Annotated in this window: 17 protein-coding genes and 1 pseudogene; 6 read left to right on the forward strand and 12 right to left on the reverse strand. The window is 65.0% G+C overall.

Annotated elements, in window-relative coordinates; all coding sequences use genetic code 11:
* The 5 genes and pseudogenes from V9L21_RS12475 to V9L21_RS12495 all read left to right on the forward strand — a co-directional run.
* A pseudogene (locus V9L21_RS12475) lies at positions 1 to 552 on the forward strand (nitrite reductase large subunit); the annotation flags it as partial.
* 20 nt (positions 553 to 572) lie between these two features.
* Complete coding sequence (gene nirD / locus V9L21_RS12480) at positions 573 to 992, forward strand: nitrite reductase small subunit NirD (protein WP_337312250.1); 420 nt, start codon at positions 573 to 575, stop codon at positions 990 to 992.
* 13 nt (positions 993 to 1,005) lie between these two features.
* A complete protein-coding gene (gene cobA / locus V9L21_RS12485; protein WP_443304758.1) occupies positions 1,006 to 1,836 on the forward strand; it encodes a uroporphyrinogen-III C-methyltransferase in 831 nt (276 codons plus the stop codon).
* Between the two features lie 73 nt (positions 1,837 to 1,909).
* Positions 1,910 to 2,722: a formate/nitrite transporter family protein gene (locus V9L21_RS12490; protein WP_258506356.1), complete on the forward strand. Its 813-nt coding sequence runs from the start codon at positions 1,910 to 1,912 to the stop codon at positions 2,720 to 2,722.
* A 30-nt stretch (positions 2,723 to 2,752) separates the two neighbouring features.
* Positions 2,753 to 4,486 carry a protein kinase domain-containing protein gene (locus tag V9L21_RS12495; RefSeq protein WP_337312535.1) on the forward strand — a complete coding sequence of 578 codons (1,734 nt, stop codon included), beginning with the start codon at positions 2,753 to 2,755 and terminating at the stop codon, positions 4,484 to 4,486.
* Here the strand turns inward: V9L21_RS12495 and V9L21_RS12500 are convergent.
* The 4 genes from V9L21_RS12500 to V9L21_RS12515 form a co-directional block, all read right to left on the reverse strand.
* Positions 4,470 to 5,615 (reverse strand): PAS domain-containing sensor histidine kinase, encoded by a 1,146-nt coding sequence (locus V9L21_RS12500; protein WP_337312252.1) that lies wholly within the window; start codon positions 5,613 to 5,615, stop codon positions 4,470 to 4,472. The two genes, V9L21_RS12495 and V9L21_RS12500, sit on opposite strands and share 17 nt — an antisense overlap.
* An 8-nt stretch (positions 5,616 to 5,623) precedes the next feature.
* Positions 5,624 to 6,433: an alpha/beta fold hydrolase gene (locus V9L21_RS12505; protein ID WP_337312254.1), complete on the reverse strand. Its 810-nt coding sequence runs from the start codon at positions 6,431 to 6,433 to the stop codon at positions 5,624 to 5,626.
* A 412-nt stretch (positions 6,434 to 6,845) separates the two neighbouring features.
* Positions 6,846 to 7,529, reverse strand: coding sequence for a hypothetical protein (locus V9L21_RS12510; RefSeq protein ID WP_337312256.1), 684 nt, complete (start codon positions 7,527 to 7,529; stop codon positions 6,846 to 6,848).
* Between the two features lie 95 nt (positions 7,530 to 7,624).
* Positions 7,625 to 8,446: an AraC family transcriptional regulator gene (locus tag V9L21_RS12515; protein WP_337312258.1), complete on the reverse strand. Its 822-nt coding sequence runs from the start codon at positions 8,444 to 8,446 to the stop codon at positions 7,625 to 7,627.
* Positions 8,447 to 8,562: 116 nt separating this feature from the next.
* Between V9L21_RS12515 and V9L21_RS12520 the strand changes: the two genes are divergently transcribed.
* A complete protein-coding gene (locus tag V9L21_RS12520; protein ID WP_337312260.1) occupies positions 8,563 to 9,507 on the forward strand; it encodes an alpha/beta fold hydrolase in 945 nt (314 codons plus the stop codon).
* Between the two features lie 121 nt (positions 9,508 to 9,628).
* Here the strand turns inward: V9L21_RS12520 and V9L21_RS12525 are convergent, their stop codons facing one another.
* The 8 genes from V9L21_RS12525 to V9L21_RS12560 all read right to left on the reverse strand — a co-directional run bounded on the left by V9L21_RS12525 (position 9,629) and on the right by V9L21_RS12560 (position 15,373).
* Entirely contained in the window at positions 9,629 to 10,114 is a 486-nt protein-coding gene (locus V9L21_RS12525) for a DoxX family protein (RefSeq protein ID WP_337312261.1), read from the reverse strand.
* The gene (locus V9L21_RS12530; protein WP_337312264.1) at positions 10,111 to 10,899 is read right to left on the reverse strand and encodes a DNA-binding domain-containing protein; all 789 of its coding nucleotides are present in this window, start codon (positions 10,897 to 10,899) and stop codon (positions 10,111 to 10,113) included. Before V9L21_RS12530 ends, V9L21_RS12525 begins: the two co-directional genes overlap by 4 nt.
* Positions 10,896 to 11,741, reverse strand: a complete 846-nt coding sequence (gene bufB / locus V9L21_RS12535; RefSeq protein WP_337312266.1) for an MNIO family bufferin maturase — start codon at positions 11,739 to 11,741, stop codon at positions 10,896 to 10,898. The genes V9L21_RS12530 and bufB overlap by 4 nt, the downstream gene beginning before the upstream one ends.
* A gap of 18 nt (positions 11,742 to 11,759) precedes the next feature.
* Entirely contained in the window at positions 11,760 to 12,047 is a 288-nt protein-coding gene (locus V9L21_RS12540; protein ID WP_258506368.1) for a BufA1 family periplasmic bufferin-type metallophore, read from the reverse strand.
* 131 nt (positions 12,048 to 12,178) lie between these two features.
* Positions 12,179 to 12,961 carry an SDR family oxidoreductase gene (locus V9L21_RS12545; RefSeq protein ID WP_337312268.1) on the reverse strand — a complete coding sequence of 261 codons (783 nt, stop codon included), beginning with the start codon at positions 12,959 to 12,961 and terminating at the stop codon, positions 12,179 to 12,181.
* A 26-nt stretch (positions 12,962 to 12,987) separates the two neighbouring features.
* Positions 12,988 to 13,590 (reverse strand): cysteine hydrolase family protein, encoded by a 603-nt coding sequence (locus V9L21_RS12550; RefSeq protein WP_337312270.1) that lies wholly within the window; start codon positions 13,588 to 13,590, stop codon positions 12,988 to 12,990.
* Entirely contained in the window at positions 13,587 to 14,072 is a 486-nt protein-coding gene (locus tag V9L21_RS12555; protein WP_337312272.1) for an aromatic-ring-hydroxylating dioxygenase subunit beta, read from the reverse strand. Before V9L21_RS12555 ends, V9L21_RS12550 begins: the two co-directional genes overlap by 4 nt.
* Positions 14,069 to 15,373, reverse strand: a complete 1,305-nt coding sequence (locus V9L21_RS12560; RefSeq protein ID WP_337312274.1) for an aromatic ring-hydroxylating dioxygenase subunit alpha — start codon at positions 15,371 to 15,373, stop codon at positions 14,069 to 14,071. The genes V9L21_RS12555 and V9L21_RS12560 overlap by 4 nt, the downstream gene beginning before the upstream one ends.
* Positions 15,374 to 15,382: the final 9 nt, after the last annotated feature.

Genomic DNA, 15,382 nt, shown 5'->3' on the forward strand with positions numbered 1-15,382 from the left:
CTGCGCACGGTGAAGACCTGCGTGGGCAGCGAGTGGTGCCGCTTCGGCACGCAGGATTCGACCCAGATGGGCAAGGACCTGGAGCGGGCGCTGTGGGCGATGTATTCGCCGCACAAGGTCAAGCTGGCGGTGTCGGGCTGCCCGCGCAACTGCGCGGAGGCCGGGATCAAGGACGTGGGCGTGATCGGGGTGGATTCGGGCTGGGAGCTGTATGTGGGCGGCAACGGCGGCATCAAGACCGAAGTGGCGCAGTTCCTGGTGAAGGTGAAGACGGCCGAGGAGGTGATGGAGTACTCGGGGGCGTTCTTGCAGCTGTACCGCGAGGAAGGCTGGTACCTGGAGCGCACGGTGCACTACATCGGGCGGGTGGGGCTGGACTATGTGAAGAAGAAGATCCTGGAAGACGAAGCCGGACGCAAGGCGCTGTGGGAGCGGCTGCAGTTCGCGCTGGACGGGGAGCCCGATCCGTGGTTCGAGTCGAGCCAGGCGCAGGTGGATGTGCGGCAGTTCACGCCGGTGGCGGTGGTGGACGAGGCGCCCCAGGCCGCCTGAACGAGAAGGAGAAACAACCCATGAGCAACAACAGCAACACCAACGAGTGGAAAGTGATCTGCCGCGTCGAGGACATCCCGGTGCTGGGCGCCCGCCGCGTGGCACGCCCGGTGGGGGTGGATGTGGCGGTGTTCCGCAATGCCGAGGACCAGGTGTTCGCGCTGCTGGACCGCTGCCCGCACAAGGGCGGGCCGCTCTCCCAGGGCATCGTGTTCGGCACCAGCGTGGCCTGCCCTCTGCACAACTGGGCCATCGGCCTGGACGACGGCTGCGCCAGGTCGCCCGATGAAGGATGCACGCCCAAGTTCGCGGTGAAGGTGGCTGAAGGCGTAGTGCACCTGGATTCGAATGAGCTTGCCACGCATGCGGTGGAACTAGAGCGCCCGGTCGCGGGGCCGGCCAACCGCGCCTGCCTTCAAACCGAAGACTCGGCTGCCTGACACAACCAACATCATGAGCCTCACTCTCACGTCTTCGTCGCGCAGCGACGACCGCAAACCAGGCATGCCGCCCCCGCATGGCCGCTGCACGCTCGTCGGCGCCGGTCCGGGCGACCCCGAACTGCTCACGATCAAGGCCCTCAAGGCCATCCAGTCGGCCACCGTGCTGCTCGTCGACGACCTGGTGAGCGACGAGATCGTCGCCATGGCGCAACCCGGCGCACGCGTGATTCACGTCGGCAAGCGCGGCGGCTGCAAGAGCACGCCGCAGAGCTTCATCGAGCGGCTGATGATCATGGCCGTGCGCGAAGGCGAGCACGTGGTGCGGCTCAAGGGAGGCGACCCCTTCATCTTCGGCCGTGGCGGCGAAGAGGTCGAGCACCTTGCGCAGGCCGGCATCCACGTCGAGGTGGTGAACGGCATCACCTCCGGGCTGGCCGGACTGACCTCGCTCGGCGTGCCTCTGACGCACCGCGACCATGCACAGGGCGTCGTCTTCGTCACGGGCCATGCAAAGCCCGGTTCGCCGGGCACCGACTGGCAAGCGCTGGCGGCCACCGCGCATGCCGCGCGGCTGACGCTGGTGATCTACATGGGCGTGTCGGGCGCTGGCCGCATCCAGAACGAACTGCTGAGCGGCCTGCCGGCTTCGACGCCCATCGTGGTGGTCCAGAGCGCCAGCCTGCCGACCCAGCGGCATGCGGTGGGAACACTCGCAACGCTGGAGCAGACCATTGCCGACAACGGCCTGTGCAGCCCTTCGATCATCGTGGTCGGCGATGTCCTTCAGGGACTGGCCGCCGCGGCGTCTTCCGCGCATCTTGCGCTGGAGAAGGCGGCCTGAGGCTCCGGCCTCCCCTCGCCTCTCCTTTCCATCTTTCTTTCGGCTTTTTTTCTCTTCAAACCAAAGCAACGCCATGGCCTATTTGCAGCCTTCCGAATTCGTCACCAAGATGGTGGACGCCGGTGAATCCAAGATCTTCATGTCCACGCGGGACACGCTCATCCGCTCTTTCATGGCGGGTGCAATCCTGGCGCTGGCGGCTGTGTTCGCGGTCACCATCAACGTGCAGACCGGCTACTCGATCATCGGAGCCATCCTGTTTCCGGTCGGCTTCTGCATTCTTTACCTGCTCGGCTTCGACCTGCTGACCGGCGTGTTCGTGCTGACGCCGCTCGCGCTCATCGACAAGCGCCCCGGCGTGACCATCGGCGGTGTGCTGCGCAATTGGGGGCTGGTGTTCGTCGGCAACTTTCTCGGCGCGTTCACCGTGGCCGTGCTGATGGCCATCGTCTTCACCTTCGGCTTCACGAGCCCGCCCGACAAGGTCGGCCAGGTGATCGCCACCATCGGCGAGGCGCGCACGGTGGGCTACTCCGACCACGGCGCCGCCGGCATGCTCACGCTCTTCGTGCGCGGCATGCTGTGCAACTGGATGGTGTCGACCGGCGTGGTCGGCGCAATGATCTCGACCTCGGTTACGGGCAAGGTGCTTGCCATGTGGATGCCGATCATGGTGTTCTTCTTCATGGTGTTCGAGCACTCGGTGGTCAACATGTTCCTGTTCCCGTCGGCACTGCTCATGGGCGGCAACTTCTCGATCATGGACTACATCATCTGGAACGAGATTCCTACCGTGCTGGGCAACCTCATTGGCGGCCTGTCGTTCACCGGCCTCACGCTGTACGCCACGCACGTGAAAACGGGCCCCAAGCGCGTGGTCCGCTAAGCAAGGCCCGACTGCTCGCCGCCGGTGACGATGCGCTCCGCACTCGCGGTCTCGATCGGCCAGCACTCCGACAAGGGGCGCAAGGAAACCAACCAGGATTTCCACGGCGCCGCCCTGCCCGAGGGGCAAGTCCGCAGTGCCAAGGGCGTGGCACTTGCCATTGCCGACGGCATCAGCAGCAGCGACGTGAGCCATGTGGCCAGCGAGTCGGCGGTCAGGAGCTTTCTGACCGACTACTACTGCACCTCGGACGCATGGAGCGTGAGCCGCTCGGCACAGCGGGTGCTGACGGCCGCCAACGCCTGGCTGCACGCGCAAACGCAGAACGGCGGCGGCCGATTCGACAAGGACCGCGGCTACGTCTGCACTTTCAGCGCCCTGGTCATCCGGTCGAACACGGCGCACATCTTTCATGTGGGCGACACGCGCGTCTACCGCTGGCATGCAGAGGCGCTCGAGCAACTGACCGAAGACCACCGCGTGTCGGTGGGCGGCGGGCAAAGCTACCTTGGCCGCGCGCTGGGTGTGGGGCCGCATGTAGAGATCGACTACCGCGCCGTTCCAATCGAGCAAGGCGATGTGTTCCTGCTGACCTCGGACGGCGTTCACGAGCACATCGACGTTGCCGCCATCAAGGCCGCACTGGATGCGAATCCCAACGACCTGGATGCCGCGGCCCGCAGCATCGCCGAGGAAGCCTACCGCCGAGGCAGCCCGGACAACCTGACGGTGCAGATCGCCAGGGTCGACGCGCTGCCCGATGGCGACATCAACGAGCTGCACGCACAACGCGCCGCACTGCAACTGCCGCCGATGCTGGAGGCGCGCATGCGCTTCGACGGCTACACGATCGTGCGCGACCTGCACCACAGCCATCGCAGCCACATCTACTTGGCAACCGACGACGAGACGGGCCAGCGCGTGGTGCTCAAGACCCCTTCCGTCGACCTGCAGAACGACGAGGCGCACCTGGACCGCTTTCTGCTCGAAGAATGGGTGGCCCGGCGAATCGACAGCGCGCACGTGCTCAAGCCGCATGCCACTCATCGCAAGCGCAACTACCTCTACGTTGCGATGGAGTTCGTCGAGGGGCAGACGCTGGCGCAGTGGATGGTCGACAACCCGCGGCCGAGTCTCGAATCGATGCGCGGCATCGTCGAGCAGCTTGCGAAAGGCCTGCAGGCTTTTCACCGCCTGGAAATGCTGCACCAGGACCTGCGGCCCGAGAACATCATGATCGACCGCACGGGCACGGTGCGCATCATCGACTTCGGCTCCACCTGGGTGGCCGGCCTGGACGACAGCACGCTGGCCGCGCCCGACCAGATACTGGGCACGGTGCAGTACACCGCGCCCGAGTACTTTCTGGGCGAAGGCGGATCGGCAAAATCGGACCTGTTCTCGCTGGCCGTCATCGTCTACCAGATGCTGACCGGACGGCTGCCCTATGGCGCCGAGGCGGCCCGCATCAGGACGCGGTCCGACCAGCGAAATCTGCAGTACAGGTCCGCGCTGGACGCGCAGCGGGCCATTCCGGCCTGGGTAGACGAAGTGCTGCGAAAGGCACTCAACCCCAACCCGCTCAAGCGCTACGAAGTGCTTTCAGAGTTTGTGCAAGACCTGCGGCAGCCCCATCCGGATTTTTTGAACAGCCGCGGCACACCGCTCGTCGAAAAGAACCCGGTGATCTTCTGGAAATGCACGGCCTTGCTGCTGGGCATTGCGGTGGTCGTGCTGATCGGCTTGCTCAGCCAGCGAGGCTGAGCGTCGATTTTCCAAAGGCGGGCAAGGTAGCGCTGAAGGTTGTCCCTTCTGCGTTGCTCGACTCCACCGCCACCTGACCGCCATGCGCCTTCGCAATCCCCATGATGATGAACAGCCCTAGGCCCACGCTTCTGCCGGTGCCGACAGCCGATCCGCGGACCATCGGTTGGAACAAGGCCGAAATGAGTTCGCTCGGAATGGCAGGGCCCCAGTTGTGGACCGAAACTTCGACGCGCTCAGGACTCACTGACGTTCTGATGGTGACTTCCCTGTGCGGGTCACCATAGGCCACGGCGTTTGCCACCAGATTGCCGACGAGCTGCGCGACTCGATCCGGATCGGCACGGCACGCCCCTCGGCCTTCGGTTTCGTGGCGCAACGTCCGATCAGGAAAGGACAAAGCGAGTTCGGCCACGCTCTGGGCGACCACCTCATGAAGGTCGACCGGCTGGGGGTTGATCGCAATGCCTTTTCCCACACGCGCGACGGTGAAGTCCAGCAAGTCCGACACCAGGCGATTCGCGCGGTCTACCGACTGAGCCATTCGCGACAACACCCGTGCCTGGTTGTCGGTGGGTGCATGCTTGAAGAGAACCTGGATGCCGGTGTGAACGGCGGACAGCGGATTGCGCAGATCGTGGCTCACGATCCCGATCATCTGCTCCGCGAAAAGCGCCCGGTCTTTCGTTTCGGCCTGAAGGCGCTCCACCTCCGCAATATGCGTCTCGAGCTTTTTTCGGTTCAGGAGCAACTCCTGTTCGTACTTGTCGCGGTCTCGTGCCACGAACAGCGCCACTTCCTGGGTGTGGTCCGGCCCGTGCCCGTGGCGAACGACGTTGAGAACCATGGGCAGGGTGCTTCCATTCTTGTGCCGGATGTCGAGCTTCAACTCCGAGATGGAGCCTTGCATTTCCAGCAACGGCGCCCAATGGGTCTGGTGAAAGATACGGGCGCCCATGGTCAACAGATCCTGCAGTCGCTTCTTGCCCACCAGATCTGCCTTGTCATATCCCAGCCAGGCGCAGAACGGCTTGTTGACGCGCAGGAAGACGCCCTTCGCATCCGTCTCGGCCAGCCCGCAGGGAACACCGTCAAGCAGCGCCTCATCGGCAGGCCCAAGCGCTGTCATGAGCGGGCCTAGTAACCGCGCTGCGAAAGAAACGATGCGATCGCGTCGTTGCTGGCGCTCGGCTGGCTCAGGTGCGGACAATGTCCGACGTTCTCGATGATCGTCAGCACGCTTTCGGGCATGACCTTGTGCATGTATTCGCCGACAGCCACGGGGGCGATCAGGTCGTCGTCGCACTGAAGGATCAGCGAAGGCGTTCGCAGTTCGGCAATGGCGTCTCGGTGGTCCGACAGGAAGGTGACGCGCGCGAAATGCTTCGCGATCTCCGGGTCGGTGCGGCAGAAACTGTTGGTCAACTCGACACCAAGCGCGGGTTGCTCCGGCGCACCCATGATGGCCGGCGCCATCGTGCTGGACCATCCGAGATAGTTGCTTTCGAGGGTGTGCAGCAACGAGTCGATGTCGGCGCGTTCGAACCCTCCGACATAGTCGCCATCATTGATGTAACAGGGCGACGGCCCGACCATCACGTGCGCCGCAATGAGGCCCGGGCTGGCAAGGTCAGCCAGCACGCCGATCATCGCGCTCACCGAATGCCCCACGAAGATGGCAGGGCCCTCGCCATAGGCTTTCACGATCTCGATCACATCCGCGGCATGGCCGTCCAGCGAAGCGTACTTGGCGGGATCGAATGCCTTGAGATCGGAGCCGCCACTGCCGACGAGGTCGAAAAGCACTGTCCGGTACCTCTTGCGGTACTCGGGTTCCAGAAGGCGCCACATGTTCTGGTCGCAGCCGAAGCCATGCGCGAAAAACAGCGTGGCGGGGCCACTGCCGGCCACATGGACGTTATTGCGATGCTGCAACCCGGCGGTCATGTGCTGTCCTTTTGAAGCTCGATATTTCGCAAAACCGGGCGAAGTATGCCCTCCCAAGTCGGTCGGAAAAGCTCGGCTGGCAAGCATCCTACGTAATCCGTCAGTCCAGCCGTACGACCTTTCGATCGCGTGCGGTTAGCTTTGCCCGCAGGCGCCTAGCGAGTTGCTGATCTTTTCATTTTCCAAGCCAATATGTTCAGAACGATCCTGGGAGTCGCGGCAATCCCTTTGGTGGCAATCGCCCTGTTTTGCGCTGGCATTCTCACGGCGGCGCTGCACTTGCTTGCCTTGCCTGTGCTGTATCTGTGGGAGCGCTATCTCGAGCAACGGCCTCTCGCGGGCAAACGAGATCGCGATAAAGACCGGGTTGACTCCGGGAGTCGAACCGGGACATGAGTTCGCTCTGCCGGAGTCAGTTCGTCGCGAAGCAGTACATCAGCCCGGCGCTGCCGCTCATCTTGAGTTGATCGACGCTGCAGCCGCGCGTACCGTGCGAAGAGTTCCACGAGGCATTGGCTACTGGATCGGGATTGGTGCCCTTGCGGTCGTGGTGCCCAACGATGGCGGAGCCGCCGTCGCTTTTGGTCCAGTTGCCGCATGTGGTGTCCTTGCCCGGATCGGCCACGGCAAGGGTGCCGTCAGGGCGCGAGCCGGTGAGGATGTCGTGGCGGTTGACGGGGTCGCCGGCGCCGGAGACAACCTCGCCCTTCTCGGTCAGCGAGGTGTCCTTGCCGACCTTGGCGTTGGCGCTGTGCAGGTCGGCCACGCTGGTGGCGACGACCACACCCTTGGCGTTGGTCCAGGGGCCAGCGCCGATCCGGTCGCGCGCGTTGACAGCCGGCTGCCCGTTTGCGGCAGCAGTGCTCAGATAAGCGCGCCACGTTTTGTTGCCCGCCCCCGCACTCGTGGCCAGCGACTGGCAGAAGCGATCGGCTCCGGCCAAGCCTCCAAGGTCGCCGCCCTTGCCCGGGTTGACGCTGGTGATGAAGAAGCTCATGGATTTGCCGCCCGATGACGGACCCATGGCACCGCAACCGATGACCAGAGCGGAGGCCGCAACGGCGGCGCCAGCGGAAAGAAGTAAGCGACTTGGCATCGAGAGACTCCTGGCAGTGTTGGAGCCGGGAGGCTACCGCACCGTCGTGCCAGCGGCAACCCGGGCTGGTGCCAGTGCGCAGGCCTCGGCAGCCCTCATGCGGCCTGCTTCCACTCCCGCGGCGACAAGCCGCTTTGCGCCTTGAAAGCGCGCGACAACGCGGCTTCGCTTCCGTAGCCGACCTCTTGCGCAATGAGCTTGAGCGGGCGCCCCTGGCGCAACGCCTGCTGCGCAAGGCCGACGCGCCAGCGCTGCAGGTAGACCCCCGGCGTGCACCCGACGGTGTCGCGGAACTGGATGGCAAACACGCTGCGCGACATGCCGGCTTCGGAGGCAAGCGCGTCGAGCGTCCATTCGAGCGCGGGTTTTTCGTGCATGGCCACCACGGCGTTGCGCAGGCGCGGGTGCGACAGCCCCGCGAGCAGGCCGGAGCGGGCTTGGCCTTTTTCCATCAGGTGCCTGAGCACCTGGATGAGCACCACGTCGAACAGGCGGTTCAGCAGCACCTGCTTGCCGCAACGCTGCTCGAAGGCTTCTTCGAACAGCAGCTCCAGCACACCCTCGGTGCCGTCGATTTCTTCCAGCGGCAGGCACACGAACTCAGGCAACGCGGCCAGGATCGGGTTTGCGGCGCCGCCTTCGAACTGCAGGTGCGCGCAGGCAAAGTCCGCGCCGCGCGCGGCGTCGGTAATGAACCTGTGCGCCATGGGCCGCGGGTACATCAAAAGGCTTGGCCGCTCGATGCGCAGCACCTCCGCGCCGCCGTGGCTGACGCCCACCTCCCCGCGGCGCACCAGGTGCAGCTGGCCGGTTGCGCCCTCCCCGTCCAGGTCGTTGATTCCGCACAGCGCCCCGGTATGGAACACCCGCGCGCTGACGGAAAAGTGCGTCAGCAGGGCTTCGAGCCGATCAGGCATGAAATACTCCAAGTCAAGTTATCAGGACTTTTTATCACCAATCGTTTCACCATGCACGTAAAGTTCGTTCTGTCGATTCCGACCTGAAACCTCAACCCGAATCAAAGGAAAGAAACATGAACGCCGTTACCCGTATCTTCGCCGTGGCTGCCCTCGCTGTTGCCGCCAATGCCGTGTTCGCCGCCGACAAGTCGGCCGTTCGCCAGCCGGCCGCCGCGGTTGCAAAAAGCGCGAGCTACATCACCACCAAGGACGGCGTGCAGATCTACTACAAGGACTGGGGCCCGCGGAATGGCCCGGTCGTTACCTTCAGCCACGGCTGGCCGCTGAGCTCGGACAGCTGGGAATCGCAAATGATCTTCCTCGCCTCGAAGGGCTACCGCGTGATTGCGCACGACCGCCGCGGCCATGGCCGCTCGAGCCAGCCTTGGGAAGGCAACGACATGGACCACTATGCCGACGACCTGGCCACCGTGATCAACACGCTCGGCGTGAAGGACGTGACGCTGGTCGGCTTCTCCACCGGCGGCGGCGAGGTGGCGCGCTACATCGGCCGCCATGGCACCAGCCGCGTCAAGAAGGCGGCGCTGGTGAGTGCGGTTCCCCCACTCATGCTGAAGACCGACAAGAACCCGGGCGGCCTCCCGATCGAGGTGTTCGACGGCATTCGCAAAGGCGAGCTGGAGAACCGCTCGCAGCTGTATCTCGACATTGCCTCGGGTCCGTTCTTCGGCTTCAACCGGCCGGGTGCGAAGGTGTCGCAGGGCTCCATCCAGTCGTTCTGGGCACAGGGCATGCAAGCCGGCCACAAGAACACCTATGACTCGATCGCCGCCTTCTCGGCCACGGACTTCACCGAGGATCTGAAGCGCTTCGACGTGCCCACCTTGGTGGTGCACGGCGACGACGACCAGATCGTGCCGATCGATGCGTCGGGCCGCGCTTCCGCCAAGCTGATCAAGAACGCGAAGCTGATCGTCTACGCAGGCGCACCGCACGGCCTTGCCGACACGCACAAGGACCGCCTCAACAACGACCTGCTGAACTTCATCAAGGAATAAGCAGGCGCGGCGGCAAGCCTTGCCGCGGAACCGACGGCCTCCTGGCGCATGGCGACATGCGCCAGGAGGCCGTGCCGCTTGGAAAGCGGCCAAGGGCCAAGGGCCGCCGGCGCAAGGCCGCTCAGCGAATGCCCAGCGCGTGGTCCAGCGAAAGACGACCGCCGCCGCGGCCCACCAGATACAGCATGAGCGCCGCCCATGAGAGATGCGTGGGCCATGCGTCGGGGTAGACAAAGATCTGGATCACCAGCGTCATGCCCAGCAACGCAAGCGCCGAGAAGCGTGTGAAAAGGCCCAGCACCAGCAGCAAGGGGAACAGGTGCTCCGAATAGGCCGCAAGGTGCGCCGCGAGCTCGGGCGGAACAAGCGGCAGCTTGTATTCGGTGCGGAACAGTTCGTAGGCACTGTCGGTCAGCGTAAGAAAACCTTCGACCTTGGTGCGGCCCGAGTAGAAGAAGATGGCTGCAACAGACACGCGCGTGGCCAGCGCCAGCACGTCGTGCGTCACCACGCGCGTGAGCGTTTCGGCCGCGGCGTTCCAGTGGGCGCGCAGGCCGCGAGTGCTGCCGGTTGCGATCGGCTCTGACGCCTGGAGATTCGTGCTCATGGTGTTCTTTCGTTGGATGCGGGCGATGAAGATGGGGCGGTGAATGCGCCGGCGCTCAGCAGGCCAGCAAAGATGGCGGCAAGGTCTGCTTGGGCATCGGCGGCCATTGCGCGCTCTGCCGCCTGCTGGAGGGTTGCTCCGCTTGCGCAGGCATCGAGAAAGACGCAGCCGGCCTGCGTGAGCCCTTGCCACGCGACGGCGTCGTACGGCCGCGTCAGCAAGGCGCCCTCGCCTTTCCAGGCCAGTTCATCGGTGACCTCGCCCTGAGCGCGGTTGCGCTCCCAGATGCTGAACACCGGCTGGTCGTCGAACCACGCCCAGCGTGCCGCGGGATGAGGCCTGAGCGACAAGGCTGCCATCTGCTCCGGCGATTGGCGGGCCACCCATGCAGCATCGGCGGCGGGCGCGTCCTCTGCGACATGAGCCTCGCGCCAGAGCGTGTCGAGTTGCGCCACCCCTGGCAGGTAGACCAGTTCAGCGGCAGGCTCGAAGCCGCGCAGAAAACCGGCAAAGCCGCTGCCATAGTGCAGAAGGCGTCCATCTTGCGGCGCTTCGGCATTCACGTAGAGCGCGGCGGCGGCACGAAACCACTCGCTGCCCACCAGCCGCGCCACGGTCGGAAAGTTGGCCTCGAGTGCATCGATGCAGGCCTTCATCACCGTGTTGCGATACACGGCGAAAGCGGGTTGCGCTGCAAGCTCCCGCATCGCGGGGTCCAGCCCTTCGGTGGGCGAGAACAGCGCTTTTGCAAACGCCTGCTGGAACCGGCTGTGCGGCGTGGTCATGCGGTGGCCTCCTGCACCGTCGCGTGCTCGAGTTCGGCGGCGGCCTGCTCGCGCTCGGCCATCAGCTCTTCGAAGCCCGGCACATTGCCGTCGCGTTCAATCATCGTGGGGCGGGCACCGGCGCGTTCGATAAAGCGCCGATACAGCTGCCAGACTTCCGCCGCAATGGGCGCGTCGTGCGAATCGATCAGCAGCGTGTCGCCCAGGTTCGGATCGGCGGCATGGCCTGCAAGATGAACTTCGCTGACCAGCGCATGCGGAAAGCGGTCGATCCAGTCATTGGCTGAAAAACCCAGGTTTCGGGCCGACACGTACACGTTGTTGATGTCGAGCAGCAGCTTGCAGCCGGTGCGCTGCGTCAGCTCGCGAAGAAAGTCGATCTCGTCCCACTCATGCCCGTCGATGCGCAGGTAGTGGGACGGGTTCTCGATGGCGATGGCGGTGCCCAGCGCGTCCTGGGTGCGCGCGATGTTGGCCGCGATGCGGTGCAGCGCGGCGGTGCTGCGCGGAAACGGCAACAGATCCGGAAAGTACTGGCCGTTCCATGTGGACCATGCCAGGTGCTCGGACACCAGCGCCGGCTGGATGCGCCGCGCCAGCGCTGCCAGCCGTTGAAGATGCGCGGCGTCCGGCTCTGCGTCACCCGCAAGTGAAAGCGAGACGCCATGCAGCGACACCGGATGGCGGGAGCGAATCGCTTCCAGCCACCCGAGCCGCGGGCCGCCCGCCACCATGTAGTTTTCGGGATGCACTTCGAACCACAGGCCCTCGACGCGCGCGCCGAGTGCGGGCTCGTAGTGCTCCGGTTTCAGGCCGACGCCGGCCGTGAGGAAATCTGGCATGGCGGCGAAAGGGCCTGGTCAGGACTTGATGGGAGCCAGCGAACCCATGCCCTTGGGGGTCTTGATCGTGGCGCAGGTGCCGGCGGGCACGTTCTTCCAGGCGTTGCCCTGGTAGTCGACCTTGGAGGTTCCCGCGCAGGTGGTGCCGGGGCCGGCGGCGCAGTCGTTCTTGCCTGCCATCGAAACGCCGTAGCACTTCTCCATCGCGGCCATTTTGTCGGCCATGGGTTTGTCCTGCGCAATGGCGGAACCGGCGGCAAGGGCGCCCAGTGCAAGGGCGGTAATGGCGAGGGGACGGTTGATCATGGATGAGCTCCGAAGATGGTTGAACATTTGCAACCGCGCCGGAATGCGCGGTTATTTTCTAGTTCGCCACTTCGGAAGCCCGGGTTACAGGGCTCCGCTCAATCGGCAAGATTTTTTTCGCTTGCGAAAACTCAGGCGCCGAACCAGTCGCGGGCCGACCTGCCCTGGTCGGGCCCGAGCATCGAGAAGCCACCATCGACGGGAATGTCGGCACCGGTCACAAAGCGCGCGGCGTCCGAGCACAGAAACAGCACCACTTGCGCGACGTCGTCCGGGTCTCCCGCCCGGCCCAGCGGATGCAGCGGCGCTGCCATGCGGTCGGCATGCGCACGGTCGCCGCCCGCCATGCGGCTCAGCGCGTCAGACCAGGTCCACCCGGGCGACACCGAGTTCACGCGCACGCCGCGCGGCGCCAGCGTGGCGGCCTGGTTGCGCGTGAGCTGCAGGATGGCGGCCTTGGCCGCGGGATAAAGCGCACGGTTTGCCGTGCCGAACTTGCCGCCCACGCTGCCCATGTTGACAATGGCACCGCGCTGCGCGGCCAGCGCATCCGCGGCCCTTTGCACCAGCACCGCGCCGGACACCAGGTTGACGTCTAAAGCGCGCAGCCACTCGCCGCGGGTGGCCGCCATGCCGTTGTCGCCATAGACCACTGCGTTGTTGATGAGAAAGTCGATGCGGCCTTCGGTGGCGAGCACATCGGCCAAAAGCGCGTCGAGCGCCGCATCGGATGCGATGTCGCAAGCCACGAAGCGGCAGCCGCTACCCAGTTCAGCCTGCAGTGCCTGGCCGCGCTCGGCATCGACGTCTACAGCCAGCACCTGCGCGCCGGCCTGCACGAAGGTACGAACGATGGCACTGCCGAGCATGGCAGCCGCGCCGGTGACGATGGCAACCTTGCCTTGCAGGTTCATGGCGTGCCTTTCGGTTCTTTCATGTTCTATGGCCCTGCATTGTTCTTCATGCGTGCAATCGCTTCATCGACCAGCATCACATCCGCAAGCATGGCCAGGGTTTCCAGGCTGGCCGCATGCAGGTGCGGCTGCGCGGTGCTGCACGCGTCGGCCACCACTGCCACCTCATAACCCAGGTCGCTGGCGTGGCGCGCACCGTGCTCGACCACGTGGTTCGTCGCGATGCCGGCCATGTACAGCCGCGCGGCACCGGTGCGGCGCACCGCCTCTTCGAGCCCGCTGGCCCAGAACGGATTGTTGCGCTTGTGGGTGATGACCGCCTCGCCGGGCAGCGGCGCCAGTTCGGCGTAGAACTCCGCGCCCCACTGCCCGTCGAGCACGGCGCCGGTTTCGGCGACCCGGCGGAACAGCATGCTGTTGCGAAGGCAGTCTGCATACCCGGGCGCGAACGCGATGCGCACAAAGATGACCGGCACGCCGCTCGCACGTGCGCCGGCAATCAGCCGCGCGGCGGACGCGATCAGGCGGGGCCGCGCGGGGTCGTCGGCAGCCACGCCCACCCGCACCTTGCCGTCCGCGTGGAGCACGTCGTTCTGGTAGTGCATTGCGAGCAGCGCGGCCTTGGTCATATGAACACCTGCAAGGCTTCGTGCGGCGCGTCGCAATTGACGAGCTCTACGCGTTTCATTTCGATGCGCCACTCGTCGCCTTCGCGGCGCAGGGTATGCAGCACGCTGCCGCCGAACGCCCGCTGTTCGGTCTTGCGCCATTCGAGCAGGTGAAAAGTCGAACGCACCACGCAGCCGGCTTCAGTGCGCGACTCGAGCGAGATGTTGCCCAGCACGTGAACGGTGCGGGTGGGCGGCTGCTGCGAATAGGCGCGGGCCTGCTCGAGCCGCCGCGCACGCATCGAGCGCAGCAGGGCGTCTTCGCAGAACAGCGAGGCGTGATTGAGGTGATCGGTCTGGCCGTGGACCAGCGGCACCCAGTACAGGCCATCGGGCGTGAACAACCGCAGCCATTCGTCCCACCGGTGCTCGTCGAGCAGGCGTGCCTCATGGAACAAAAACTGCGTGATGTCCTGCTGCTCTTGCCAGTCATTGAAGTTCATTCGGCGCCTCCGGTCCGCACGCCCATGTACGAGGCCCAAGCGCCGAACATGTTGCGCGCCGGCATTTCGCTGTTGCCGTTGGAAGACCGGCCGCCCGGCAATGGCTGGTCGCGCCCCATTCCGCGGTGCATGCTGACCCAGTCGCCGCCGTCGGAAGCCAGGCCTTCCTGCACGCGGTTGTAGGCTTCAAGGTCGTCGGGCATCACGTTCGACGAGGGCGAATTGACGATGTTGGTGTACTTGAGCGTGCGCTGGAATGTGGCCTCCGGCGCGCCCTTCAGTCGGAAGCTGAAAATTTCCACCAGCGTGCGGTCCACCGAGAGCGGCCGTATCACCCGGATCTGCTGGAACGAGGTGTGCGGCGAACAACTTGGGTACACGATGGTGTTGTGCCGGTTCACGCGCAGGATCTGGTCGGCACGCGCCTCGCCCTGCTTTGCCTGAAGCGCCGCCACATAGGCCAGGCTCACGGGATCGGTGGGCGGCACGAAGATGCCTTCCATGAAGCCGTGGCCATGGTCGTAGCCCTTGAGTTCGAGTTTCTCCCAGAACTCCAGCGGCTCTCCGTTGCCGTCGACGATCACCACCTCGAAGGGCTTGGGCGTGCCGGCCGGCATCGATTCGAATTCTTCCTTGGCCGCGCGCCAGGACGATTCATGCGTGGCCACCGCATGAATGGTGTCGTGCAGGTTCTCGAAGAAGATCTTCCAGTTGTTGCGCTGGATCACGCGCTGCACGCCTCCGGCCACTTCCACTTCTCCTTCCGGCGCGCGGTCGCAGAAGTTGTCGAGCGAAATGGCCACGCCGCCCAGAAACTCGACAAGCTCAGGGCCTTCCTCAGCCAGGCTCGCGAACACGAAGCCGCGGTGACTGGCCACGCGCGCCACCTTGCGCACCGAATGCTGCTGCGCCTTCAGATCGAGCGCGGTGTCTTCATAGCCGCTGCGCAGCGGCACAGAGAGCAGGCTGCCGTCGCACTTGAAGGTCCAGCCGTGATAGAGGCAGCGCAAGAACTTGCCGGCGCTGCCGCTCCCGTCGGGCACGATCTTGGCGCCCTTGTGCGGGCAGCGGTTGTAGAGCACGTTCACCGCACCGTCGGTGTGGCGCACCATCACCACGGGTTCACGGCCGAGCCGCGTGGTGAAGTAGTCGCCGATGTTCGGCACCTGGCTCTCGTGGCCGACGTAGAGCCAGGCCTGGCCGAAGACGCGGTCCATCTCGAGCTCGAAGATGGCCGGGTCCGTGTACACGCGCTTGTGCACGCGGTCAGGCTGCACGAGCGCCTGCAGGTCGATGGTCATGGGAATGGG

The organism is Variovorax sp. CCNWLW235 (assembly GCF_037204085.1).
GTDB lineage: Bacteria > Pseudomonadota > Gammaproteobacteria > Burkholderiales > Burkholderiaceae_C > Variovorax.